Consider the following 23784-nt stretch of genomic DNA (forward strand, 5'->3'; position numbering starts at 1 on the left):
CGATCATGCTCCCGAGCGGCCGAACAGCGCGCGTGTCAACAACGGACGATTGCGCACGCGCAACCAGAAAATGAACGCGACGATCGCCGCGACGAGCACGTGCAAGCCGACGAGACCGACGCCGAACGACATCTTGCCCTGCTCGATCTGCGCCTGCACGACGTTCAGCAGGTTCGAATACGTGAGGTAGATCAGCACGGCCATCACGAGGTTGATCGTGCGGCTGCGGCGCGGGTTCTGGTACGCGAGCGGGATGCCGAGCACCATCAGGTTCAGCGCGATCAGCGGCAGCCCCGCGCGCCACGCGAATTCCGCGAGATTGTCGCGCGTAGGGTTGCGCAGCAGGTCGGGCGTGGGCGTGCTGTTGGTGGTCTGGACGTTGACGACCGGCTTGCTGGTGATCTTCACGCCGTAGCGCTCGAACTCCATGATCTTGAAGTTCGGCTGGCCGGGCGTGCCGTCGTAGCGGCGGCCGTCTTCGAGGACGACGAAACGATCGCCGTCCTTCGAGGTTTCCGTATGGCCCGTCTGCGACACGACCACGTTGAGCTTGCCGTTTTCCGTCGACGTGACGAATACGTTCTGGACCTTGCTCTGGTCGGGCGTCATCTTCTCGATGAAGAACACGCGATGGTTCGCGGCCGATTCGCGGAACTGGCCCGGCGCGAGCAGCGAGATTTCGTCGCGCTGCTGGAAGCGCGCGCGGATCATCTTGCTCTGCTGGTTCGACCACGGCCAGCCGACGAACGCGAAGAACGTGATCAGCAGGATGATCGGCGCGGCGAACACGCCGATCGGCTTGATGAGGCGCGTGAGGCTCACGCCCGATGCGAGCCACACCACCATTTCGGAGTCCCGGTACCACCGGGTCAGCACGAACAGGATCGACACGAACAGCGTGACGACGAGCATCACGGCGAGGTAGCCGATCACGGTGAGGCCGATCAGCACGAGTACGTCCCGCGGATCGATTTCGCCGGACGCGGCGTAGCCGACGATGCGAATCATCATCGTCGTGAGCATGATCGTGAGCAGCACCATGAACACGGCACCAGCCGTATACGCAAGCTCGCGCTGGAGGGAGCGTTCGAAGATCATTCTTGATGAGAAGAGGGCGGGAGGCTGCGCACGCGTGGTGGAGCGCTCGCGCCGCCACGGGAAAAATAGCGGATAATTGCGGCTTTCATCCTTAGCCCAGATTTTATCCGAGGACAAGCGCGATGGACTTTAGCATAAAAGGCTGTGATTGGAGCAAAGGCGAGGCCAAGGGGTTCCTGACCGGGAAGTCCGACTGCATCGTGCTCGGCATCTTCGAGGCGCAAACCCTGTCGGGCGCGGCGCTCGACATCGACACGGCCACCAAGGGGCTGATCTCGCGCGTCGTGAAGGCCGGCGACATGGACGGCAAGCGCGGCAAGACGCTGTTCCTGCACGAAGTGTCGGGCATCGGCGCGTCGCGCGTGCTGCTCGTCGGGCTCGGCAAGCAGGATGCTTTCAATCAGAAAGCCTACAACGACGCCGTGACGGCCGCCTGGCGCGCGCTGCTGGCGACCAAGGTCGTCCAGGTCACGTTCTCGCTCGCGCAACTGCCGGTCGACGAGCGCAGCTCCGACTGGGGCGTGCGCGCCGCGATCCTCGCGCTGCGCAACGAGACCTACCGCTTCACGCAGATGAAGAGCAAGCCGGAACCGGCGTCGCACACGCTCAAGCGCGTCGTGTTCAGCGTCGACCCGGCGGACGAAAAGGCCGCGAAGGTCGCGGTCAAGCAGGCCGTCGCGCTCGCGAACGGGATGGATCTCACCCGCGATCTCGGCAACCTGCCCGGTAACGTCTGCACGCCGACCTATCTCGGCAACACCGCGAAGAAGATCGCGAAGGATTGGGGCCTGAAGGCCGAAGTCCTCGGGCTCAAGCAGATCCAGGCGCTGAAGATGGGGTCGTTCCTGTCGGTCGCGCGCGCGTCGGTCGAGCCGCCGCAATTCATCGTGCTGCACTACCAGGGCGCCGCCGCGAAGGCCGCGCCGGTCGTGCTGGTCGGCAAGGGCATCACGTTCGATACGGGCGGCATCTCGCTGAAGCCGGGCGAAGCCATGGACGAGATGAAGTACGACATGTGCGGCGCGGGCTCGGTGCTCGGCACGATCCGTGCGGTGGCCGAGATGGGCCTGAAGATCAACGTCGTCGCGATCGTGCCGACCTGCGAGAACATGCCGGGCGGCAACGCGACGAAGCCGGGCGACATCGTCACCAGCATGAAGGGGCTGACGATCGAGGTGCTGAACACCGACGCCGAAGGCCGCCTGATCCTGTGCGACGCACTCACGTATGCCGAGCGCTTCAAGCCGGCCGCCGTGATCGACGTCGCGACGTTGACGGGCGCATGCGTGATCGCGCTGGGCGGCCACAACAGCGGGCTGTTCTCGACGAACGACGCGCTCGCGGGCGAACTGCTCGACGCGTCGCGCGAGGCGAGCGACCCGGCATGGCGCATGCCGCTCGACGACGAGTACCAGGATCAGCTGAAGTCGAATTTCGCGGATCTCGCGAACATCGGCGGGCGTCCGGCCGGCGCCGTGACGGCCGCGTGCTTCCTGTCGCGCTTCACCGAGAGCTATCCGTGGGCTCACCTCGACATCGCGGGCACCGCATGGAAGGGCGGCGCCGCGAAGGGCGCGACGGGCCGTCCGGTGCCGTTGCTCGCGCAGTTCCTGATCGACCGCGCCGGCCAGTGATGGCGGGGCTGACGACGCTGCGGGTGCGCGGGCAATGACGCGAATCGATTTCCACTCGAACGTCGGCGATTCGCTCGCGTACGCGTGCCGGCTGCTGCGCAAGGCCTATCAGGCCGGGCAGCCGGTCGTCGTGCTCGCCGAGCCCGCGCGCCTGCGCGCGCTCGACGAGCGGCTCTGGACGTTCTCGCCGCTCGATTTCATCCCGCATTGCGGCGTCGACAGCGAGCACGCCGCCGGCACGCCGATCGTGCTGGCCGCCGATCTCGACCGCGTGCCGCATCATCACGTGCTGCTGAACCTCGGCGCGACCGTGCCCGCGCAGTTCGCCCGCTTCGAGCGCCTGCTCGAAGTGGTCGGCAACGTGCCGGACGAGCTGGCCGCGGGCCGCGAGCGCTACCGGTTCTACCGTGACCGCGGCTATGCGCTGAACAACTACAAGCAGGGCGGCTAGCCGCAACCGTCGACGGAGTGTTCCCGTGACAGAAGCCGATTCATCCTCGATCCCGACGCTGACCGACGTGCTGGTGCCGGGCAAGCCGGCGCCGGCGCGCTCGCCCGCGTCCGCCGCCCCCCGGCCGCACGATGACGCGGCGATTCCGGTGCTCACCGACGTGATCACGCCGGCCGCCGCCGGTGCCGCGCCGGCTGAATCCGATAAAACCGAAGCCGACCCCGATTCCGTCATGGTCGAACCCGTGCCGACACCGCACGTGCCGACCGTGGAGCTGCCGGGCGATGCGGCAACGGCAACCGCCGCGGGTGAGACCGATGCGCCGGCCGAGCCCGGCGCCGCGGAGCACGTGGTCGCCGAAGACGCGGCGGCGATGACGGCGCCGCTGCGCTCGTCGCTGGTCGATGACGACACGCCGCCGCACACGTTCGCCGCGATGGCGCGCGAGGCGGCCGCATACGTGCCCGAGCCGGCGATGCCGGAGGCGGCCCTGCCGAGCGCAGCGCCGCAGCCGGATGCGCAGGCCGCAGTCGCGCTGACACCGGAAGATGCGCAGCACATCGCCGAACGGCTTCGCAATCGCCTGACGAACTATCTGACCGGGGCAGGGCGCGAGGCCATCGAAGCGCGTTGTCGCGATGCGCTGCACGAGCATTCGGCCTGGCTGGTCGGCCAGGTCACGCGCGAAGTCGCACTCGCGCTGGAAACCGAAGTGATGGACTGGGTGCGCGATGCGGTCGATGAAGAGATCGCCCGTCGTCGCGCCGGCCATTCCGGCTGAACGCGCAATCGTTCGCGGTGGCGAAAAAGAGGGTGCAGGTTCGGTAAGCGCCTGCTAAGCCCGCCGGGGAGGCGCGCTGGTTGGTCGGGCCGGCCCGTCCTCTTGCGACGTCCTGCACCCAATGCGGGTACGCCGCGCGGGTATCCGCTTCAGCGTACCGACAGCACCCACTGAGCGAGCGTGTGGGCCTCGGTGCTCGTCAGTTGCGTATTGGCGGGCATCGGCACGCTGCCCCATACGCCGACGCTGCCTTTCACGATCGATTGCGCCAGGTAATCGGCGCCGTCGCCGCGCGTCGCGTACTTGCCGGCGATGTCGCGGAACGACGGACCCATCAGCGGCTTGCCGATCGCATGGCAGGCCATGCAATTCTTGCGCTGCGCCAGCGCGAGCCCGTCGGCCTGGTCAGCATGCGCCGCCGCCGCGCTGCCGGTCAGCAGCATGGCGAGCAGCACGCGCGATATCGTCTGTTTCATGCGGTTCTCCGCCGGCGGGGACGGCCGGCTTCATGGTCCGCGCATTATAGAAGCAAAGGGGAAGCACGTTTTGCGCGTTCCCCCCGGGCGGCCCGATTATCGGGGCCGCATGCCGTGGCGCCTGTGCATCAACCCGTGACCGCCCCCAGGTTCGCCGGCCGGGCGAGCGCCGCGAATTTGGCGAGCACGCCGCGCGTATAGCGGGGCGCCGGCTGCTGCCACGCAGCGCGGCGGCGCGCGAGTTCCGCATCGTCGACGTTCAGTTGCAGCAGCAGCCGGTGCGCGTCGATCGTGATCGAATCGCCTTCCTGCACCAGTGCGATCGTGCCGCCGACGAACGCCTCCGGCGCGACGTGGCCGACCACCATGCCCCAGGTGCCGCCCGAGAAGCGGCCGTCCGTGATGAAGCCGACCGATTCGCCGAGCCCCTTGCCGATGATCGCGGACGTCGGTGCGAGCATTTCCGGCATGCCGGGGCCGCCCTGCGGGCCGAGGTAGCGCAGCACGAGGATGTCGCCCGCGCGGATCCGGTCGCCGAGGATCGCATCCATCGCGCTCTGCTCGTCGTCGAACACGCGCGCCGGGCCCGTGATCACCGGGTTCTTCAGGCCGGTGATCTTCGCGACCGCGCCGTCTTCCGCGAGATTGCCCTTCAGGATCGCGAGATGGCCTTCCTTGTACAGCGCGCGGTCGATCGGGAAGATCACGTCCTGATCCGCGCGCGGCACGCTCGGTACGTCCTTCAACTCGTCGGCGATCGTGCGGCCGGTGATCGTCATGCAGTCGCCGTGCAGCAGCCCCGCATCGAGCAGGATCTTCAGCACCTGCGGAATCCCGCCGGCCCGGTGCAGGTCGGTCGCGACGTACTTTCCCGACGGCTTCAGGTCGCAGATCACCGGTACGCGCTTGCGGATGCGCTCGAAGTCGTCGATCGTCCAGTCGACCTCGGCCGCGTGCGCGATCGCGAGATAGTGCAGCACCGCATTGGTCGAGCCGCCGGTGGCCATGATCACCGACACCGCGTTCTCGATCGATGCCTTCGTGATGATGTCGCGCGGTTTGAGGTCGCGCTTCACGGCCTCGACCAGCACCCGCGCCGATTCGGCGGCCGAATTGACCTTCTCCTGATCGGGGTTCGCCATCGTCGACGAATACAGCAGCGACATGCCGAGCGCCTCGAACGATGAACTCATCGTGTTCGCGGTGTACATGCCGCCGCACGAACCGGACGTCGGGCACGCGTTTTTTTCGACGCCTTCGAAGTCCTCCTGCGACATCCGGCCCGCGGTGAATTCGCCGACGGCTTCGAACGACGACACGATCGTCAGGTCGCGGCCCTTCCAGTTGCCGGGGCGGATCGTGCCGCCGTAGACATAGATGCCCGGCACGTTCAGGCGCGCGAGCGCGATCATGCCGCCGGGCATGTTCTTGTCGCAGCCGCCGACCACCACCACGCCGTCCATCCACTGGCCCTGCACGCAGGTCTCGATGCAGTCGGCGATCACTTCGCGCGACACGAGCGAGTACTTCATCCCTTCGGTGCCCATCGACATGCCGTCCGAAATCGTCGGCGTGCCGAAGATCTGCGGGTTCGCGCCGGCCGCCTTGACGGCGTCGACGGCTGCGTCCGACAGGCGCTGCAAACCGGAATTGCACGGCGTGATCGTCGAATGGCCGTTCGCGATGCCGACCATCGGCTTGTCGAAATCGTCCTTCTGGTAGCCGAGGGCGTAATACATCGAGCGGTTCGGCGAACGGGCCACGCCTTGCGTGATGTGCTTCGAGCGACGGTTGTACGACATGGGGGACTCCATCGTTGTGTGGGCGTCGCTCGGGAGGGCGCGCCGGTTCGGGTCGAACAAGCATGGAGTTTCCCGATTGGGATGTCCAATATATTATTTGTCGCCTATTAAGTCGTTTTGCGAATGAGTCGAACATGGCCGATCTGATCCCCGACCTGCGCCAGTGGCGCTATTTCGTGACCGTCGCCGACGAGCGCCATTTCGGCCGTGCGGCCGAGCGCCTGTCGATGACGCAGCCGCCGCTGTCGCAGGCGATCCGCGCGCTCGAGGACGCGCTGGGCGTCGCGCTGTTCGTGCGCACCAAGCGCTCGGTGGCGCTCACGGCGGTCGGCGCGGCGCTGCTGCCCGACGTGCGCCGGCTGCTGGCGTCGGCCGATGCGCTGCCGCCGCTGGCGCGGCGGCTCGCGCGCGGCGAGGCCGGTTCGTTGTCGCTCGCGTTCGTGTCGACCGCCGATTACGGGCTGTTGCCGTCGTTGCTGCGTGCCTTCGGCGCGCGCTATCCGCAGGTGCGGCTGCAACTGGTGGAAGCGACGAGCGACGTGCAGATCGACGAACTCGTCGCCGGGCGCATCGACGCCGGGCTCGTCATTCCGCCCGTGCCGCCGCGTCACGCGGCCGGGTTGTCGTACCTGCCCGTCGTGCGCGAGCCGCTGGTGGTCGCGATGCCGAGTACGGCCTCCGACGCGCCCGAGGATGAGCCCGTGCAGCTTGCCGACGTCGCCGCGTTGCCGCTCGTGATCTTTCCGCGTCGTTTGGCGCCCGGCTTTTATGACATCATTACGGGCTGCTACGGCGCGGCGGGGGAAACCCCGCGCATCGGCCAGGAGGCCATCCAGATGCAGACGATCGTCAGCCTCGTGTCGGCCGGCATGGGCGTCGCACTGGTGCCGCAATCGCTGCGTAACCTGCGGCGCACCGGCGTGGTCTACCGGCCGCTGGCCGGCCATGCGCCGGTCGTCGAGACGGGCCTCGTGTGGCGCACCGGCGACGTGAGCCCCGTGCTCGCCGGGTTCATCGACGTCGTGCGCGCGCAGGGTCTTGCCGCGTGACGTGAACGATGGCGTGCCGGCGCCGTCCAACGCGCGGTGCTGCGCGCGTGCGACGGCCGTACCGTATTCGAAAACTTCTTCGCTAATCCATGATCATTCACCCGAATTTCGACCCCGTTGCGATCCATCTCGGGCCGCTGGCCGTGCGCTGGTACGGCCTCATGTATCTCGTCGGCTTCATCGCGGCGATCGTCGTCGGCCGGATCCGCCTGAAGCTGCCGCATGTCGCGGCGCAGGGCTGGACCGCGAAGGACATCGACGACATGATGTTCTACGGCGTGCTCGGCACCGTGCTCGGCGGCCGGCTCGGCTACGTGCTGTTCTACAAGGCCGATTTCTACTTCTCGCATCCGCTCGACGTGTTCAAGGTGTGGGAAGGCGGCATGTCGTTTCACGGCGGCTTCCTCGGCGTGACGCTCGCGATGATGCTGTTCGCGTGGCAGCGCAAGCGGCACTGGCTCCAGGTCACCGATTTCGTCGCGCCGATGGTGCCGACGGGGCTTGCGGCCGGGCGCCTCGGCAACTTCATCAACGGAGAGCTGTGGGGCCGCGTGACCGACCCGACGTCGCCTTGGGCGATGCTGTTCCCGGGCGCGATGCGCGACGATGCGGCATGGTTGCCGAAACATCCGGAGCTCGTCGAGAAGTGGCATCTCGCCGACGTGTTCATGCAATACCAGATGCTGCCGCGCCATCCTTCGCAGCTCTATGAAATCGCGCTCGAGGGGATCGCGCTGTTCTTCGTGCTGTTCTTGTTCGCGCGCAAGCCGCGGCCGATGGGCGCGATATCCGCGCTGTTCCTGATCGGTTATGGCCTCGCACGTTTCACGGTCGAGTTCGCGCGCGAGCCGGACGACTTCCTCGGGCTGCTCGCCCTCGGCCTGTCGATGGGACAGTGGTTGTCGCTGCCGATGATTCTCGCGGGTATCGCGCTGATGGTCTGGGCGTATCGCCGCCGCGCGGCGAACGCGAATGCGACTGCATGACGGGGTATCGATGTACGCGTGATCGACGCGTGCATCGGCTACCCGGACGCGCATGAAAAACGCCGGCCCTCGGGCCGGCGTTTTTCGTTTCCGACAGCCGCGCGATGCGCGTTACTTCATCTGCACCGAGCCGTTGACGGTGACCGACACGGTGGCCTTGCCGCCTTCGACCGCGATCGGCGCGCTCATCTTCGCGCTGTCCATCGGCGCCGCGGCCATCGCCATCATGCGCGTGTACGGCTGCACGTTGCGGCCGCTGCCGACGTTCACGTCGCGGATCGTGTAGCTGCTGTAGCCGAACGCCTTCGCGGCTTCGTCCGCGCGGGCGCGGAACGACTTGATCGCGTCGGTCGTGAGCTTCTGCTCGGCCGTGCGCTGCGCTTCCGGCGACAGCGAGAACTCGACGTTCGCGACCTGCATCAGGTTCGACAACTGGCCTGCCAGCTTCGACGCCGCGGCGAAATCGCGCGATTCGAGCGCGACCTCGGTGCGCCCGCGCCATGCGGAGATCTTCCCGTCGCGATCGGTGCTCGGATACACGGAGAACGCGCCCGTGTGCGCGGTGACGCCCGACACGCCCTTCGCCTGCGACAGGGCCGCGTCCGCGCGCTGGTTCAACTGCGCGGTGAGGCTGCCCGGATCCTTGGCCTGCTGCTCGTAGAACAGCGTGATGTGGATGATGTCCTGCGGCACGTCGGCACTGGCCTGCGACGAAAGCGACAGCACGCCCGCCGGCTCCGGAAAGTGCGGGTTCGCCGCCTGGGCGTGCGCGGCGGGCGACGCGAGCGTCAGCGCGACGGGAACGGCGGCGGCGAGGGCGAGCGACAGCGCGAGTGCGGTTTTCTTGGTCATTGTTGGACTCCTTGTGCGAGGGCGCGCACGCGGGTCACGCGTGCGCGACGCGGGCGTACCGCGCGACGAAAAAACGACAGCCGGCCCGATCGGCCGACAGCGGTTGCTTAGGCTGCGCGAAAGTGCCGCGAGTTCCGTTACGGCAGCGCGTCCTGACCGGATTTGACCTTTGACGCGCGTCTACTTCATCAACTTTTCGGTGATGAATCGCCATTCCGCACGCGTGACGGGCGTGATCGACAGCCGGTTGCCGCGCGCGAGCACGCGCATGTCGGCGAGCTCGTCGTGCTCGCGCAGCGCGGCGAGCGGCACGAGCGGCGACTTCTTCACGAAGCGCACGTCGACGAGCAGCCAGCGCGGCGCTTCCTGCGTCGATTTCGGGTCGTAATAGGGGCTTTTCGGATCGAACTGCGTGGGATCGGGGTAGGGCGTCGACGATACTTCGGCGAGGCCGGCGATGCCCGGCTCGGGGCAGCTCGAGTGATAGAACAGCACGCCGTCGCCGATCTTCATCGTGTCGCGCATGAAATTGCGCGCCTGATAGTTGCGTACGCCGGTCCACGGCAGCGAGCGCTGCGGTGCGTGGGCGAGATCGTCGATGCTTGCTTCGTCCGGTTCGGACTTCATCAGCCAGTATTGCATGGTCGTGATCGACGCAGAAAAGGCTGCCACAAAAGAAAACGGCACCGGGACTTGCCCGATGCCGTTGGATAGGCCCCCACCTTGGCCGCTAGGCCGGCATCCTGAACCTGAGGTTCAGAGTTGGTCGCAGTTAGCAGCACTTCGGGTACATCAGACAGTGTGACGCGCGCGCCCGTGCTACAAATTTCCGCAACCGTGCACATGGCATTGGTTCAAGGAATATATGACCTTGGCGAACCAGGCAGGGAAGCTGACTGAACTGTGATTCGATGCGCCAATTTGACCACCGTTGACCGTCGAGATCAAGGGAAATCGACGCACCGTTTGAAACGTTACTGCGTCTCGTGCTGTGCGAGCACCGCGCCGAGCTGTTCGTTCATCTGGTGCATTGTACGACGGATTTCCTCCGCCGGAAATGCTTCACCATGCCGCACGCTCGTTTGCAGCCGCAGCAATTCCGATGCAAGCGACAGCGCCGCCATCACCGCGATGCGATCGGTGCCGCGCACCGAACTGTTCGAGCGGATTTTCGACATTTCGGCGTCGACGCGCGCGACCGCTTCGAGCAGCGCCGCTTCGGTCTCGGCCGAACAGGCGAGCCGATAGGGCTGACCGAGAATCGAGACTTCGATCTGCTTGGTGCTCATGCATGTTCTCCGTGGCTGGCCGCGTCATCGCCATCCGCGCGCGCCTGCGCATCCAGCAGGTCGAGCTGGTTGTCGGCTTGCTCCGCGCTCTTCGAGCGCGGCAGCTTTTCGAGAATCGCGTTCAGTTTCACCTGGGCGTCGTCGATTTTCGCCGACAACGTGTCGCGCTCGGCCGCGAGCGCATTGCGTTCGTCGCGCAGTTGCGCGAGTTCCGCGCGGACCGTGTCCGCTTCCGCGCGCAATTGCGCGACCTGCTCCTCGAGCGCGAGCCGTTCCGAGTGATAGCGCTTGTTCAGCGAAATCAGACGGCCAATATTTTGAGACAGGGTTTCGAGTTCGTTGAGCATTTGCTGCGTCCTCTAAAGACCCAGCATTTTAGCGCGGAATAACGCGCAATCCGACATCTGTAACGTTTCCAGTCGTAACACCCCTGCTTCTTGCCGCGAATAAGCGCGTCCCGCGCGGGTCCGGACGCTTCCTTGACGCTCGCGCGACCGGCTCCTAAACTGGCGCCGCCTCGGTGCTCGCGCGCAGGACGCGCGGTTAAACGGGAAGCAGGGTGCGGGCTCCAGGAGCGCGCCAACCTGCGCTGCCCCCGCAACGGTAAGCGGCCGCGTCGCGTGACGCAGGCCGGCTCGGGCGCGTTTCGCGTGCAGGTCGCATGCGGGCGCGGGCCACTGCGCGTCATGGCGCGGGAAGGCGAGCCGGACCGCCGCCAGCCCGGATACCGGCCGAGACGGGGAGCCCGCACGGGCTCCATGACGCGCGGCCTGCGGGGAAGCGGGGCGCGCAATGTTTCACGGAACGTTCTTCGATGCCGACCCCAATCGTCCGCCCTGCGCCGCTGTCGCGCCCGGCCGACTCCCGCAAGCGGATGTGCCGCGCGTCGTGCGCGCGGCCGTGCGCGGCATGAGCGCCGCGCGCGCCGTCGCGATCTGGGCCGCGCTGGCCGCTGTGGTCGCGCTGCTGTTCGTCGCGTCGCTGTCGATCGGCAGCGTGCCGATGTCGCCGTGGCAGGCGCTCGCGTCGCTCGTGCCGCACGGCGGCGATACCCTGTTTGCCGATATCGTCCGGACGCTGCGCCTGCCGCGCTCGCTCGCGGGTTTCGCGTGCGGCGCACTGCTCGCGCTCGCCGGCGCGTTGTTGCAGGTGCTGCTGCGCAATCCGCTCGCGGAGCCGTACGTACTGGGCGTGTCCGGCGGCGCGGCCGGCTTCGCGCTCGTCGCGATGATCGCGGGCGGCGCATGGTGGCTCGTCGACGCGTCGGCGTTCGCCGGTTCGCTCGTATCGGTCGCGCTCGTGCTCGGTCTCGCGAGGCGCGAGCTGTGGCGCGGCGAATCGCGCGACGCATCGCCGCGGCTGCTGCTCACGGGCGTCGTGATCGCGGCGGGGTGGGGCGCGCTCGTCACGCTGTTGCTGTCGCTCGCGCCCGACGCGCGGCTGCGCGGCATCATCTTCTGGCTGACGGGCGACCTGAACGGCGCGACGGCGCCGTGGTTCGCGTGGGGCGCGCTGTTGCTGAGCGCATGCGTCGCGCTGCCGGCCGCGCCGCAACTGAACGTGCTGCTGCGCGGCGACGCGACCGCGCTCGCGCTCGGCGTGCCGGTCGCGCGCCTGCGCGTGCGGATCTATCTCGTCGCGTCGCTGGCTGCCGCGGCCGCCGTGACGACGGCCGGCACGATCGGCTTCGTCGGGCTCGTCGTGCCGCATGCGTTGCGGCTCGCGTTCGGCAACGACCAGCGGATGCTGCTGCCGGCCGCGATGCTGGCGGGCGGCGGCGGCGTGATGGCGGCCGACCTGCTCGCGCGCACCGCGATCGCGCCCGCGCAATTGCCGGTGGGCGTGATGACCGCGTTGATCGGCGTGCCGGTGTTCCTGTGGATGTTGCTGAGGAGGCCGATGTGATGACGGGCACCACCGCACCGCACGCCGCTGCCGGCGACATGTCCTGTACGGCCGTGGACCTGACGCTGAAGGCCGGCGCCCGCACGTTGCTCGACCGCTTCACGCAGGGGTTCCGCCCCGGCGAGATCTGGTGCGTCGCCGGACCGAACGGCGCGGGCAAGACGACGCTGCTCGCCACGCTCGCGGGATTGCAGCCGCCCGTCGGCGGATACGTCGAGATCGACGGTCGGCCGCTTGCCGCGTGGCGCCCCGAGCAACTCGCGCAGCGTCGCGCGCTGATGCCGCAGCAATTGCACGATGCGTTCAGCGCGACCGTGTTCGACACAGTGCTGCTGAACCGCTTTCCGTATCTCGGCGGCTGGGGCTGGGAGCGCGACGGCGATCGCGCAGCGGCGCGCGATGCGCTCGCGACGTTCGACCTGACCGCGCTCGCGTCGCGCGACGTGATGTCGCTGTCGGGCGGCGAGCGGCAGCGGGTCGCGCTGGCCGCGACGCTGTGCCAGGATGCGCCGCTGATGCTGCTCGACGAACCGCTCGCGCATCTGGACCTGCATCACCAGATCGACTGCCTGACCGCGCTGGCCGCCTGGCTCGCGGCAGGCCCGCGCGCGGTGATGTTTTCGTGTCACGACCTGAACCTCGCGCGGCGTTTCGCGACGCATGCGCTGTTGCTCGACGGTCGCGGCCATGCGTGGGCCGGCCCCGTGCACGACGTGCTGACGCCCGAGCGCGCGAGCGACGCGTTCGGCTATCCGCTCGTGCTGATCCGCGAGAACGGCCGCGATGCGTTGCTGCCGGCATGGCCTGCGCGACAATGACCCTTCCTGTTCCGATTTTTCCGATGCGCGGCGCATGCCGCGCGCACGACACGGCTCCTCGATGACGACTCCGACCCATTTCCCGCCCGCGATCGCGCCGCTCGACGACGCGCTGCGCACGCGCCTGCAACATGTGATCGACCACAAGACCAAGCCGCCCGGCAGCCTCGGCCAGCTCGAGGCGCTCGCGCTGCAGCTCGGCCTGATCCAGCGCACCGAGCGGCCGGTCGTGCAGCGTCCCGTGACGATCGTGTTCGCGGGCGACCACGGCATCGCGGCCGAAGGCGTCAGTCCTTATCCGCAGGCGGTGACGGCGCAGATGGTCGCGAACTTCCTGGCCGGCGGTGCGGCGATCAACGCGTTCTCGGGCGTCGCGCAGAGCACGCTCGAGATCGTCGATGCGGGCGTCGCGTCGCCGCTGCCGCTGTCGGACCGGCTGGTGTCGCTGCCGGTCGCGCGCGGCACGCGCAACTTCGCGGCGGAACCCGCGATGACGCGTGAAGAAGCGATGACGGCGCTCGAGGCCGGCGCGGCGCGCGTCCGCCTGCACGCGTCGCTCGGCACGAACGTGATCGGCTTCGGCGAGATGGGGATCGCGAACACGTCGTCGGCCGCCTGCCTGATGAGCCGCCTGCTCGACGTGCCGATCGATGCCTGCGTCGGCCGCGGCACGGGGCTCGACGACCAGGGCCTCGCGCACAAGCGCGCGGTGCTCGGCCGCGCGCTCGTCAAGCACTCGCATGCGCTTGCGCCGCTCGACGTGCTCGCGACGTTCGGCGGCTTCGAGATCGCGATGATGACGGGCGCGTACCTCGCGGCCGCGAGCGAGCGGATGACGATCTTGGTCGACGGCTTCATCGCGACCGCCGCGCTGCTCGTCGCCGAGCGCATCGCGCCCGGCGTGCGCGACTACTGCGTGTTCTCGCATACGTCGCACGAGGCCGGCCACCGGCGCATGCTCGAGCATTTCGGTGCGAAGCCGCTGCTCGCGCTCGATCTGCGGCTCGGCGAAGGCACGGGCGCCGCGCTCGCGCTGCCGCTCGTGCGCGCCGCGGCCGCGTTCCTCGGCGAGATGGCGAGCTTCGAATCCGCCGGCGTCGACAATCGTGACGCCTGAGCGCACGCGCGGCATGCGGGCCGAACTGCGCTACTTCTTCGTCGCGCTCGGCTATTTCACGCGCGTGCCCATGCCGCGCTCGATCGGCTACGCGGCCGGCGACCTTGACCAGGCCGCGCGTTATTTCCCGCTCGTCGGCGCATGCGTGGGCGCATGGGGCGCGCTGGTCTATCTCGTTGCGCTGCGCGCGCTGCCCGCGTCGATCGCGGTCGGGCTGTCGATGGCCGCGACGTTGCTCGCGACCGGCGCATTCCACGAAGACGGCCTTGCCGACAGTTGCGATGCGTTCGGCGGCGGTTACACGCGCGACGACGTGCTGCGCATCATGCACGATTCGCGGATCGGCACGTTCGGCGCGGTCGCGCTCGTGATCGCGCTCGGGCTGAAATGGCAGGCGCTGACGTCGATGCTGCCGTTGCGCGCCGCATGGACGATGATCGCCGCGCACGCGGCGAGCCGCACGATGGCCGTGAGCCTGCTGATGTCGCTCGACTACGTGCGGCCCGAAGGCAAGGCGAAGCCGGTCGCGCAACGGATGAGCGCACGTGCCGCGTGCGTCGCGGCGGTGTTCGGACTGCCGTGGCTGTTCTGGCCCGACTGGCGCATGGGCGTTGCCGCATGCGTGGCGCTCGTCCTGGTGCGCGCGGGGCTGGCCCGCTATTTCGTGAAGCGGATCGGCGGTTATACCGGCGACTGTCTCGGTTTCGCGCAGCAACTGGGCGAACTGGCGATCTATCTCGTGGTGCTCGGATGGACATCGTCCTGATCCGCCATCCGGCCGTCGGCATCGAGCCCGGCATCTGCTATGGGCGCAGCAACGTGCCGCTCGCCGATTCGGCCGAGGGCGGCGCGCAGGCCGTGCGTGCGCATGTGTCGACACTGGGCGCACCGATGCCCGAACGGGTCTGGACGAGCCCGCTCACGCGTTGCGCGTCGATTGCCGAACGGCTCGCGCGGGCATTCGACGTGCCGCTGCGGCGCGATGCCGACTGGCAGGAAATGGATTTCGGCGCGTGGGAAATGCAGCGCTGGGACGATATCGACCGCGCGGCACTCGATGCGTGGGCGGCCGACCTGATGCATGCATGCGCGCACGGCGGAGAAAGCGTGGCGCGATTCGTCGAACGCGTGGCGCGGCAGGCCGATACGCTTGCGGAGCTCGACGGCTCGCAATGGGTCGTCACGCATGCGGGCGTGATCCGCGCATTCGCGTCGCATGTGTTGCGCATGCCGCTCGACACGCTGCTGTCGCGGCCCGTGCCGACGGGCGGGGCCGTCTGGCTGCGCACGCACGACGGCGCGCAAACATGGGAAGTCGTGCACTGGGATGCATAGGCGTACGTGCGTCCGCAGGTGAACGACGACGCTGCGCACGATCGGTCCGTCTCGAGCGCCGGACGCATCCGGCGTCGGTGCGCGACGAACGCGCCGGCCGCCGGAAATCAGCGCGCCGGCCGCCGCGCACGCGCGGCATCCAGATCCTCGCACAGCGCGGCCGCGCCCTGCACGATCCGCGGCGACGGCCGCGTCAGCAGATCGCCGTCGATCGCGAACAGGTTGTGGCGCGCCACGGCCGTCAGCGCGGGCCACGCGCGCCAGCGCGCGAGGCTCGGCAGCGGTTCGTTCGAACGGGTCGCGCCGGCACTCGTCGTCACGATCGCTTCCGGATTCGCCGCGAGCACGGCCTCGTCGGTCACGGTCGGCGCGAGCGGCTTGAGCGACGCGAACACGTTGCGGCCGCCGCAGAGTTCGAATACTTCGTCGATCAGGTGCGTGCCGTTGAGCGTCGTCAGCGGGCGGTCCCACACCTGGAAGAACAGCGTGACGGGCGGGCGTGCCGCGTAGCGTGCGCGTAGTGTCGCGAGGTCCCGTGTGAAGGCAGCCGCGGCGGCATCGGCGATCGGTTGCGTGCCGAGCAGCATGCCGAGCCGGCGCAGCGACGACGACACGTCGTCGAGATGCTTCGGCTCGCTGAAGAACAGCGGGATGTGCAGCGCGCGCAGCGCATCGGTCTGCCGCTCGGCGTTGCCGTGCCGCCAGACGACGATCAGGTCGGGCTTCAGCGCGGCGATTCGTTCGAGATCGAGCGCCTTGTTGTCGCCGACGCGCGGCACCGCTTGCGCGGCGGCCGGGTAGTCGCTGTACGTGACGGTGCCGACGAGCTTCGCGCCACCGCCGGCCGCGTAGACGAGTTCGGTCGCGTGCGGCGCGAGGCTGATCACCCGCTGCGCGGGCGCGGGCAGCGTGACCGTATTGCCGGCGTCGTCGCGCGTCGTGACGTCGGCGTGGACGAGCGGCGCGCGAGCGAGCGCCGCCAGCAGCGCGGCCGGCGCGAGCCGGCGGAACATGGGCGGACTCATGCGGCGGCCCGCGGCAGCAGCGGCACGCAATGCGCGAGCGCGTCGCCGAGGCGCCGCCATTCGGCTTCGCTGCCCGGCAGGCCGACGCGCACGCTCGACGGCATCGGGAAGTGCCGCGTCCAGATGCCGCGCGTCGCGAGCGCCGCATGCAGCGCCGCGGCGCGCGGGTCGTCGGTCCAGCTGAAGAGCGGCGTCGCGCGAACCGCGAAGCCGTGCGTGCGCAGCAGCGCGGCCAGTCGTTCGCCGTCGGCCGCGAGCCGCTCGCGGGCGGCCGCTTGCCACGCGCGATCGGCGAACGCCGCGGCGACGACGTGGCGTGCGGGGCCGCTCACCGTCCACGCGCCGAGCCTGTCGCGCAACGCGACGATTTGGTCGGGGCACGCGAGCACGAAGCCCGCGCGGATCCCGGCGAGCCCGAAGAACTTGCCGACCGAGCGCAGCACGACGAGCCCCGGATGATCGACCCGCGGCGCGAGCGATGGCGTGGCGCCCGTATCGGCGAACGCTTCGTCGACGATCAGCGTGCCGCCGCGTGCCGCCAGTTGCGCATGCCAGCCGAGCAGGCGCCCGGTCGGCACGAATTCGGCGGTCGGATTGTTCGGATTCCCGACGATGACGTGGCGCAGCGTCGCGGGCAGCGTGTCGGCGCGGATGTCAAGCGCGACGACGCGATGGCCGTGGCGCGCGAACGCGGGCGCGTATTCGCCGTACGCGAGCGCCGCGACGCCGGCGTCGCCGGCCGGCAGCAAGCCGGGCAACGCGCGGATCGCGGCCTGGCTGCCGGCGACCGGCAGCACGTGCGCGGCATCGGGCGCGTGGTAGTACTGCGCGGCGCGGGCCGCGAGGCCGTCGCCGTCGTCGGGCAGCCGGCGCCATGCGTCGGCCGGGACGGGCGGCACCGGAAAGCCCGCCGGATTGATGCCGGTCGACAGATCGAGCCACGCGTCGTACGGAATGCCGTGGCGGCGGGCGGCTTCATGCAGGTTGCCGCCGTGCGCGATGGATGAGTCAGACATGATGGGTGGCCATGACGAGTGCGCCGCTCGCGACCAGCAGCGCGAGCCACAAGGCGAGCGTGCGCGTGACGAGCGACAGCGCGGCGACGACGTGGACGGCCGTGGCCGTGGCGCCGGTGCCGAGCGCCGGGCGATCCTCGATCTCGCCGTGATAGACGGCCGGGCCGCCGAGCTGCACGTTCAGGCTGCCGGCGCCCGCGGCCATGACGGGGCCCGCGTTCGGGCTGTCCCAGTGGCGCGCCTGCGTGCGCCAGCAGCGCCACGCGGCGGCCGTGTCGCCGAGCAGCGCGTAGCTCGCGGCGGTGAGGCGCGCGGGAATCCAGTTCAGCGCGTCGTCGATGCGTGCGGCAGCCCAGCCGAAGGTCAGGAAGCGTGGCGTGCGATAGCCCCACATCGCGTCGAGCGTGTTCGCGAGCCGGAACAGCAACGCGCCGGGACCGCCCGCGACGACGAACCAGAAGAGCGCGCCGAAGATTGCATCGTTGCCGTTCTCGAGCGCCGATTCGACGGCGGCGCGCGACAGCGCACCTTCGTCCGCGCTGCTGGTGTCGCGCGACACGATGCGCGCGGTCAGCGCGCGCGCCGCGTCGAGGTCGCGCCGCAGCAGCGCGGCGGCGATCGGCGCGACGTGGTCGGCGAGGCTCTTCGCGCCGAGCGCGAACCACAGCAGCGCGACGTGCAGCGCAGCCGCGAACGGCCACGGCAGCACGCAGACGAGCCAGGCCGCGACGGCCACCGGCGGCACGACCGCCGCGAGCCACGCGGCGACGCCGACCACGCGGCCGCGCCGGCCCGTGTTCAGCGCGGCTTCGATGCGCGCGGCGACGCGGCCGAACGCGACGAGCGGATGCCAGCCGGCCGGCTCGCCGATTGCGCGGTCGACGAGCGCGGCCGCGACCGCGAGCATCGCGACGACGGGCAACGACAGCATCAGCATGGCTGCGTGCCCGCCTTGAGGTCGAGCGGCAGCCCGGCAACCAGCAGCGTGACGCGCGTCGCAAGCGCGGCGATGCGCTGGTTCAGGCGCCCGAGCTCGTCGACGTAGCGGCGCGTGACCGACCCGAGCGGCACGACGCCGAGCCCGATCTCGTTGCTGACGACGATCACCTTCGCGCGCGCGCCGCGCAACGCGTGCTCGAGCCGTTCGACGTGCGCCGCGTACCGCGCGTCGTCGAGCGGTTCGCCGTCGGCGGGGCACAGCAGGTTCGTGAGCCACAGCGTCAGGCAGTCGACGAGCAGGCAGGCGTGCGGATCGTCGAGCCGCGTGAGCGTGCCCGCGAGATCGACGGGCGCGTCGGCGAACCCCCAGTCGGCCGGCCGGCGCGCGCGATGATGCGCGATGCGCTGAGCGAATTCGGCATCGGCGGCGGTCGCGGTCGCGATGTAGGTGACGGGGCGGCCGCTGTCGGCGGCGAGCCGCTCGGCATGCGCGCTCTTGCCCGAGCGCGCGCCGCCGAGGACGAAGGTGAGGTCGTGCGGAATCATCGCGTGATTGTAACGGTGCGGGCGACCCGCCGCGGGCGATAATGCCGCCTTTGCTTCGCGACGACCTTTGACACGATGAATGCACCCGAGCCGCGGCCGCGCGGCACGCTGATGATCCAGGGCACGACGTCCGACGCGGGCAAGAGCACGCTCGTCGCGGGCCTATGCCGCCTCGCGCGCCGCGGCGGCGCGCGCGTGGCGCCATTCAAGCCGCAGAACATGGCGCTCAACAGCGCGGTGACGGTCGACGGCGGCGAGATCGGCCGCGCACAGGCGTTGCAGGCGCTGGCCGCCGGCGTCGCGCCGCATACGGATTTCAATCCGGTGCTGCTGAAGCCGACGAGCGACCGCGGCGCGCAGGTGATCATTCATGGCAAGGCGCGCATGAATCTCGACGCGCGGGCGTATCACGACTACAAGCCGGTCGCGTTCGAGGCGGTACTCGAGTCGTATGCGCGCCTGCGCGCCGGGTACGACACGGTGATCGTCGAAGGCGCCGGCAGCCCGGCCGAGATCAACCTGCGCGACGGCGACATCGCGAACATGGGGTTTGCGGAGCGCGTCGACTGCCCGGTCGTGCTCGTCGCCGACATCGATCGCGGCGGCGTGTTCGCGCACCTGGTCGGCACGCTCGCATGCCTGTCGGACAGCGAGCGCGCGCGCGTGCGCGGCTTCGTGATCAACCGCTTCCGCGGCGATCTCGAGCTGCTCGAACCGGGGCTCGACTGGCTGCGTGCCCGGACGGGCAAGCCGGTGTTCGGCGTGCTGCCGTACCTGCACGGGCTGCTGCTCGACGCGGAGGACATGTTGCCCGCACAGGCGCGCAGCGCCGCCGCGCGGGGCGAGGCCGGCGTGTTGCGCGTCGTCGTGCCCGCGCTGCCGCGCATCAGCAACCACACCGATTTCGACCCGCTGCGCGCGCATCCTCAGGTCGAATTCACGTACTGGAAGAGCGGCCCCGTGCCCGACGCCGACCTGCTGATCCTGCCCGGTTCGAAGAGCGTGCAGCGCGACCTCGCGTGGCTGCGCGACGCGGGCTGGGAAGCGCTGATCCGGCGCCATCTGCGCTACGGCGGCAAGGTGATCGGCATCTGCGGCGGCATGCAGATGCTCGGCCGCACGCTCGACGATCCGCTCGGCCTCGAAGGCGCGCCCGGCAGCGTGCCGGGGTTCGGGCTGCTCGATTTCGACACGACGCTGCAACCCGACAAGACGCTGAAGAACGTGACCGGGCAACTCGCGCTGCCGGGTGACGCGGCCGTACGCGGCTACGAGATCCACATGGGCGACACGCGCGGGCCGGCGCTCGCGACGCCCGCGCTGACGCTGGATGCCGATGCCGCGCGGGATGGCGTGCGTCCCGACGGCGCGATGTCGGCCGACGGCCAGATTCTCGCGACCTATGTGCACGGGCTGTTCGACGCGCCCGACGCATGCGCGGCGCTGCTCGCGTGGGCGGGGCTCGACGGGGCGGCCCGCATCGACTACCCGGCGCTGCGCGAGGCGTCGCTCGAGCGGCTGGCCGACACGTTCGCCGAGCATCTCGACCTCGACGCGCTGTACGCCGAGTTTCGTTGACGGCGAGCCGGTCCGCCCTCGCTTTTTTCGCCCGATCGCGTACAACGGAGGAGGGCGGGGGTCCGCCCGAAGGAGAGCGACGATGAGGGCTCGATGGTGGTGGAGCATGCTGCTTGCGGCGCTGCTGGGCGCGGCGGCGGCGTATGCCTGCGATTCGTCTGCGCCGGGCGGCGCGCAGTCCGGCGGTGACGCAACGCAAGGCAAGAGCGGTTACTGAACTGGATGCGGGGCATGATTGGTCATGCCCTTTTTTTGCTTCTATTCGTTCCTGAATGGAATCAATTTAATCGACGTGGCGTGTTTATCGGTCGAATCGATTCGAATAGAGTGCGTCCATTCCCCGTCCACTCCCGAAGGAATCCGTCATGAACCCCAACCGCCTGAATGATTTCGCCGCGACGCTGCTGCGCGTCGCCCTCGGCGTGCTGTACCTCGCGCACGTCGCGCAGAAAATATTCGTCTTCACGCTGCCCGGCACCGCGCAGTTCTTCGCGTCGATCGGCCTGCCGTCGTGGCTCGCGTACCTGACCACGTTCGTCGAGCTGGCGGGCGGCCTGGCGCTGCTCGCGGGGTTCCGCGTGCGTATCGCCGCGCTGGTGCTGCTGCCGTTCATGCTCGGCGCGCTCGCCGCGCATCTGCCGAACGGCTGGAGCTTCTCGTCGCCGCACGGCGGCTGGGAATATCCGGCGTTCTGGGCCGTCACGCTGGCCGTACAGGCCCTGCTGGGCGGCGGCGCGCTCGCGATCGGCGCGCGGGAGGGCACGGCCCAGCGCGCGTAATGTGAAGGAAAGGGGAAGGAAGCGCACGAAAGCGGCCCGCGGTTCGCCGCGACCGGTTCCGGTGACACCCCTTTGCCGATATCATCGCTCCCTGTATCCGCAATCGAGCGGCGCCTGCCATGCGGCCGGCGCCGCGCGGCATTTTCGGGGGAATTCATGACGGTCATCGTGGTGGCGAATCCGAAGGGCGGCGTGGGCAAGAGCACGCTGTCCACCAATCTAGCCGGCTATTTCGCGGCGCAGGGCGCGTGGGTCGCGCTGGCCGACCTGGATCGGCAGCAGTCCGCGCATGCGTGGCTGGACCTGCGGCCGGCGGGCCTGCCGGCGATCGAGGCGTGGGATCTCGATCCGGACGCGCCGTCGAAGCCGCCGCGCGGCCTCGAATATGCGGTGATCGATACGCCGGCGGGCCTGCACGGCACGCGGCTCAACGTCGCGCTGCAACTGGCCGACAAGGTGATCGTGCCGCTGCAGCCGTCGATGTTCGATATTCTCGCGACCCAGCAGTTTCTGGAGCGCCTCGCCGGCGAGAAGGCCGTGCGCAAGGGCAGCGTCGAGGTCGGGATCGTCGGGATGCGGGTCGATGCGCGCACGCGCTCGTCCGATCAGCTGCACCGGTTCGTCGAAGGGCTCGGCCTGCCGGTGCTCGGCTACGTGCGCGACACGCAGAACTACGTGCAGATCGCCGCGCACGGCCTGACGCTGTGGGATGTCGCGAAAAGCCGGGTCGAGAAGGATCTCGAACAGTGGCGGCCGATCGTCGAATGGGCCGAGCGCCGCGTGCCGAAGGCCGACAAGGCCGCCAAGACGTCCTGAGCGCCCGGCCGCCCGGGCCCGGCGTGACACGCAAAGAGAAAGGCACGGATTCCGTGGCGAACGGCGTCCGTGCCTTCGGTCGCGAGCGGGAGTGCCGCGCGGCGGCCCGTGCGCCACGGCACGCGGCCGTGCCGCTCAGCTTACGTCCAGTTCTGCGTCGGGACGTGGTCCCGGTGGCCCTTGATCTTGTTGCCGTCGTCGATGAACACGAGCTTCGGCTTCCAGCCGGCCTGCAGTTCGGCTTCGTCGACCATCGCGAACGCCGCGATGATCACGAGGTCGCCGAGCTGTGCGCGGCGCGCGGCCGAGCCGTTCAGCGAGATCATCCCGCTGCCGCGCTCGCCCTTGATCGCGTACGTCGAGAAGCGTTCGCCGTTGTTGATGTTCCAGATGTCGATCCGTTCGTTTTCGATCAGGCCCGCCGCTTCGAGCAGGTCTTCGTCGATCGCGCACGAACCTTCGTAGTGCAGTTCGCAGTGCGTGACCGCCGCACGGTGGATCTTCGATTTGAGCATGTGGCGCTGCATGGTGTCTCCGTGATGCGTCGTGAGAGGCGCGGGCGGGCCGCCCGTCAGATTTCGAGGTTGTCGATGAGGCGCGTCGCGCCGAGCTTCGCGGCGGCGAGCACGACGAGCGGCTCGCCGGCTTCGAGCTCGGCGGCGCTCGGTGCGATCAGGTTCGCGCGGCGGCGGATCGACAGGTAGTCGGGCGCCCAGCCGCGATCAGCCAGGTGCGTGCGGGCCTGCTGTTCGAGCTTGCCGAGATCGTGCTCGCCGGCGAGCACGCCGTCGCGCACGCGCTGCAGCGTCTTCGCGAGCTCCGGCGCTTCCTTGCGCTCGTCGACCGACAGGTAGCGGTTGCGCGACGACAGCGCGAGGCCGTCCTCGTCGCGCACGGTTTCGGCCGCGATGATGTCGACCGGCAGCGCGAGCTGCTGGCACATCCGGCGCACGATCATCAGCTGCTGGTAGTCCTTCTTGCCGAACACGGCGACGCGCGGCTGCACGCAGGCCATCAGCTTCGACACGACCGTGCACACGCCGGTGAAGAAGCCGGGCCGGAATTCGCCTTCGAGAATCCCGCCGAGATCGTCCGGCGGCAGCACGCGGTATTCCTGCGGTTCGGGGTACATGTCGCGCTCGGTCGGCGCGAACAGCACGTACACGTTTTCCTGCTGCAGCTTCTCGATATCGTCCTGGAGCGTGCGCGGATACTTGTCGAAATCCTCGTTCGGGCCGAATTGCAGCCGGTTGACGAAGATGCTCGCCACGACCGGGTCGCCGTGCTGGCGCGCGAGGCGCATCAGCGACAGGTGCCCTTCGTGCAGGTTGCCCATCGTCGGCACGAACGCCGTGCGGTTCTGTCCGCGCAGCTGGTCGCGCAGTTCCTGGATCGAGCTGATGACTTTCATGATCGGGTAGCGGGTTCCTCGCGCAGGCGCGCGTTGACGCCGCAACAGCGGCGTCGGGGTCGAAGCGGAGAACGCCGGCGC

Annotated in this window: 27 protein-coding genes, 1 other RNA gene and 1 riboswitch; of the genes, 14 read left to right on the forward strand and 14 right to left on the reverse strand. The window is 69.1% G+C overall.

Annotated features, from left to right (window positions below; all coding sequences use genetic code 11):
- Window positions 1-3: 3 nt before the first annotated feature.
- Window positions 4-1098, reverse strand: a complete 1095-nt coding sequence (lptF, locus tag C4B30_RS14520) for an LPS export ABC transporter permease LptF (RefSeq protein ID WP_027785165.1) — start codon at window positions 1096-1098, stop codon at window positions 4-6.
- A 122-nt stretch (window positions 1099-1220) separates the two neighbouring features.
- Between lptF and C4B30_RS14525 the strand changes: the two genes are divergently transcribed.
- From C4B30_RS14525 to C4B30_RS14535, 3 genes are read left to right on the forward strand one after another with little or no spacing between them, the layout of a single operon-like run.
- Window positions 1221-2732: a leucyl aminopeptidase gene (locus tag C4B30_RS14525; RefSeq protein WP_027785164.1), complete on the forward strand. Its 1512-nt coding sequence runs from the start codon at window positions 1221-1223 to the stop codon at window positions 2730-2732.
- A gap of 34 nt (window positions 2733-2766) precedes the next feature.
- Window positions 2767-3183 (forward strand): DNA polymerase III subunit chi, encoded by a 417-nt coding sequence (locus C4B30_RS14530; RefSeq protein WP_027785163.1) that lies wholly within the window; start codon window positions 2767-2769, stop codon window positions 3181-3183.
- A 25-nt stretch (window positions 3184-3208) separates the two neighbouring features.
- Window positions 3209-3964, forward strand: a complete 756-nt coding sequence (locus C4B30_RS14535; RefSeq protein ID WP_027785162.1) for a DUF2486 family protein — start codon at window positions 3209-3211, stop codon at window positions 3962-3964.
- A 149-nt stretch (window positions 3965-4113) separates the two neighbouring features.
- On the opposite strand, the gene C4B30_RS14540 is transcribed toward C4B30_RS14535, so the two are convergent.
- Complete coding sequence (locus C4B30_RS14540; RefSeq protein WP_027785161.1) at window positions 4114-4440, reverse strand: c-type cytochrome; 327 nt, start codon at window positions 4438-4440, stop codon at window positions 4114-4116.
- A 128-nt stretch (window positions 4441-4568) separates the two neighbouring features.
- Window positions 4569-6242 carry a dihydroxy-acid dehydratase gene (gene ilvD / locus C4B30_RS14545; protein ID WP_027785160.1) on the reverse strand — a complete coding sequence of 558 codons (1674 nt, stop codon included), beginning with the start codon at window positions 6240-6242 and terminating at the stop codon, window positions 4569-4571.
- Window positions 6243-6376: 134 nt separating this feature from the next.
- Between ilvD and C4B30_RS14550 the strand changes: the two genes are divergently transcribed.
- Together C4B30_RS14550 and lgt are read left to right on the forward strand one after the other, a co-directional pair.
- Window positions 6377-7291: a LysR substrate-binding domain-containing protein gene (locus C4B30_RS14550; RefSeq protein ID WP_027785159.1), complete on the forward strand. Its 915-nt coding sequence runs from the start codon at window positions 6377-6379 to the stop codon at window positions 7289-7291.
- Window positions 7292-7380: 89 nt separating this feature from the next.
- Window positions 7381-8277 (forward strand): prolipoprotein diacylglyceryl transferase, encoded by an 897-nt coding sequence (lgt, locus tag C4B30_RS14555; protein ID WP_027785158.1) that lies wholly within the window; start codon window positions 7381-7383, stop codon window positions 8275-8277.
- A 111-nt stretch (window positions 8278-8388) separates the two neighbouring features.
- Here lgt and C4B30_RS14560 read toward each other — a convergent pair whose 3' ends face one another.
- The 5 genes from C4B30_RS14560 to C4B30_RS14580 form a co-directional block, all read right to left on the reverse strand.
- Entirely contained in the window at window positions 8389-9129 is a 741-nt protein-coding gene (locus tag C4B30_RS14560) for an SIMPL domain-containing protein (protein ID WP_027785157.1), read from the reverse strand.
- A gap of 180 nt (window positions 9130-9309) precedes the next feature.
- Window positions 9310-9771 (reverse strand): EVE domain-containing protein, encoded by a 462-nt coding sequence (locus C4B30_RS14565; protein WP_027785156.1) that lies wholly within the window; start codon window positions 9769-9771, stop codon window positions 9310-9312.
- Between the two features lie 69 nt (window positions 9772-9840).
- A non-coding RNA gene (gene ssrS / locus C4B30_RS14570) (6S RNA) lies at window positions 9841-10022 on the reverse strand.
- Between the two features lie 81 nt (window positions 10023-10103).
- A complete protein-coding gene (locus C4B30_RS14575; RefSeq protein WP_006478091.1) occupies window positions 10104-10418 on the reverse strand; it encodes a cell division protein ZapA in 315 nt (104 codons plus the stop codon).
- Window positions 10415-10765, reverse strand: a complete 351-nt coding sequence (locus C4B30_RS14580) for an ATPase (protein ID WP_027785155.1) — start codon at window positions 10763-10765, stop codon at window positions 10415-10417. The genes C4B30_RS14575 and C4B30_RS14580 overlap by 4 nt, the downstream gene beginning before the upstream one ends.
- A 154-nt stretch (window positions 10766-10919) precedes the next feature.
- Window positions 10920-11168: riboswitch (cobalamin riboswitch) on the forward strand.
- Between the two features lie 42 nt (window positions 11169-11210).
- Here C4B30_RS14580 and C4B30_RS14585 point away from each other — a divergent pair.
- The 5 genes from C4B30_RS14585 to cobC all read left to right on the forward strand — a co-directional run bounded on the left by C4B30_RS14585 (window position 11211) and on the right by cobC (window position 15593).
- Window positions 11211-12323, forward strand: a complete 1113-nt coding sequence (locus C4B30_RS14585; RefSeq protein ID WP_034185435.1) for a FecCD family ABC transporter permease — start codon at window positions 11211-11213, stop codon at window positions 12321-12323.
- Entirely contained in the window at window positions 12323-13141 is an 819-nt protein-coding gene (locus C4B30_RS14590) for an ABC transporter ATP-binding protein (RefSeq protein ID WP_027785153.1), read from the forward strand. Before C4B30_RS14585 ends, C4B30_RS14590 begins: the two co-directional genes overlap by 1 nt.
- 61 nt (window positions 13142-13202) lie before the next feature.
- Window positions 13203-14258, forward strand: a complete 1056-nt coding sequence (gene cobT / locus C4B30_RS14595) for a nicotinate-nucleotide--dimethylbenzimidazole phosphoribosyltransferase (RefSeq protein WP_027785152.1) — start codon at window positions 13203-13205, stop codon at window positions 14256-14258.
- A 13-nt stretch (window positions 14259-14271) separates the two neighbouring features.
- The gene (locus C4B30_RS14600) at window positions 14272-15024 is read left to right on the forward strand and encodes an adenosylcobinamide-GDP ribazoletransferase (RefSeq protein ID WP_034185434.1); all 753 of its coding nucleotides are present in this window, start codon (window positions 14272-14274) and stop codon (window positions 15022-15024) included.
- A complete protein-coding gene (cobC, locus tag C4B30_RS14605) occupies window positions 15009-15593 on the forward strand; it encodes an alpha-ribazole phosphatase (RefSeq protein ID WP_027785150.1) in 585 nt (194 codons plus the stop codon). Before C4B30_RS14600 ends, cobC begins: the two co-directional genes overlap by 16 nt.
- 107 nt (window positions 15594-15700) lie before the next feature.
- Here the strand turns inward: cobC and C4B30_RS14610 are convergent, their stop codons facing one another.
- The 4 genes from C4B30_RS14610 to cobU are packed head-to-tail and all read right to left on the reverse strand — an operon-like array spanning window position 15701 to window position 19119.
- The gene (locus tag C4B30_RS14610; protein WP_027785149.1) at window positions 15701-16618 is read right to left on the reverse strand and encodes a cobalamin-binding protein; all 918 of its coding nucleotides are present in this window, start codon (window positions 16616-16618) and stop codon (window positions 15701-15703) included.
- Complete coding sequence (gene cobD, locus C4B30_RS14615; protein WP_027785148.1) at window positions 16615-17634, reverse strand: threonine-phosphate decarboxylase CobD; 1020 nt, start codon at window positions 17632-17634, stop codon at window positions 16615-16617. Before cobD ends, C4B30_RS14610 begins: the two co-directional genes overlap by 4 nt.
- Window positions 17627-18571 carry an adenosylcobinamide-phosphate synthase CbiB gene (cbiB, locus tag C4B30_RS14620; RefSeq protein ID WP_027785147.1) on the reverse strand — a complete coding sequence of 315 codons (945 nt, stop codon included), beginning with the start codon at window positions 18569-18571 and terminating at the stop codon, window positions 17627-17629. Before cbiB ends, cobD begins: the two co-directional genes overlap by 8 nt.
- On the reverse strand, window positions 18565-19119 hold the full coding sequence (cobU, locus tag C4B30_RS14625; protein ID WP_027785146.1) for a bifunctional adenosylcobinamide kinase/adenosylcobinamide-phosphate guanylyltransferase: 555 nt from the start codon (window positions 19117-19119) through the stop codon (window positions 18565-18567). The genes cbiB and cobU overlap by 7 nt, the downstream gene beginning before the upstream one ends.
- Window positions 19120-19194: 75 nt before the next feature.
- Between cobU and C4B30_RS14630 the strand changes: the two genes are divergently transcribed.
- The 4 genes from C4B30_RS14630 to C4B30_RS14640 all read left to right on the forward strand — a co-directional run bounded on the left by C4B30_RS14630 (window position 19195) and on the right by C4B30_RS14640 (window position 22292).
- Window positions 19195-20697: a cobyric acid synthase gene (locus C4B30_RS14630; RefSeq protein ID WP_027785145.1), complete on the forward strand. Its 1503-nt coding sequence runs from the start codon at window positions 19195-19197 to the stop codon at window positions 20695-20697.
- An 82-nt stretch (window positions 20698-20779) separates the two neighbouring features.
- On the forward strand, window positions 20780-20914 hold the full coding sequence (locus C4B30_RS36060) for a hypothetical protein (RefSeq protein WP_256980616.1): 135 nt from the start codon (window positions 20780-20782) through the stop codon (window positions 20912-20914).
- A gap of 148 nt (window positions 20915-21062) precedes the next feature.
- Window positions 21063-21476, forward strand: a complete 414-nt coding sequence (locus tag C4B30_RS14635; RefSeq protein WP_027785144.1) for a DoxX family protein — start codon at window positions 21063-21065, stop codon at window positions 21474-21476.
- Between the two features lie 156 nt (window positions 21477-21632).
- Complete coding sequence (locus tag C4B30_RS14640) at window positions 21633-22292, forward strand: ParA family protein (protein ID WP_027785143.1); 660 nt, start codon at window positions 21633-21635, stop codon at window positions 22290-22292.
- Window positions 22293-22432: 140 nt separating this feature from the next.
- Here C4B30_RS14640 and panD read toward each other — a convergent pair whose 3' ends face one another.
- On the reverse strand, window positions 22433-22819 hold the full coding sequence (gene panD, locus C4B30_RS14645; RefSeq protein WP_011545962.1) for an aspartate 1-decarboxylase: 387 nt from the start codon (window positions 22817-22819) through the stop codon (window positions 22433-22435).
- Window positions 22820-22863: 44 nt separating this feature from the next.
- A complete protein-coding gene (gene panC, locus C4B30_RS14650; RefSeq protein ID WP_027785142.1) occupies window positions 22864-23703 on the reverse strand; it encodes a pantoate--beta-alanine ligase in 840 nt (279 codons plus the stop codon).
- Window positions 23704-23784: the final 81 nt, after the last annotated feature.

Origin of the sequence: Burkholderia sp. BE12 (genome assembly GCF_002959955.1) — a bacterium.
GTDB lineage: Bacteria > Pseudomonadota > Gammaproteobacteria > Burkholderiales > Burkholderiaceae > Burkholderia.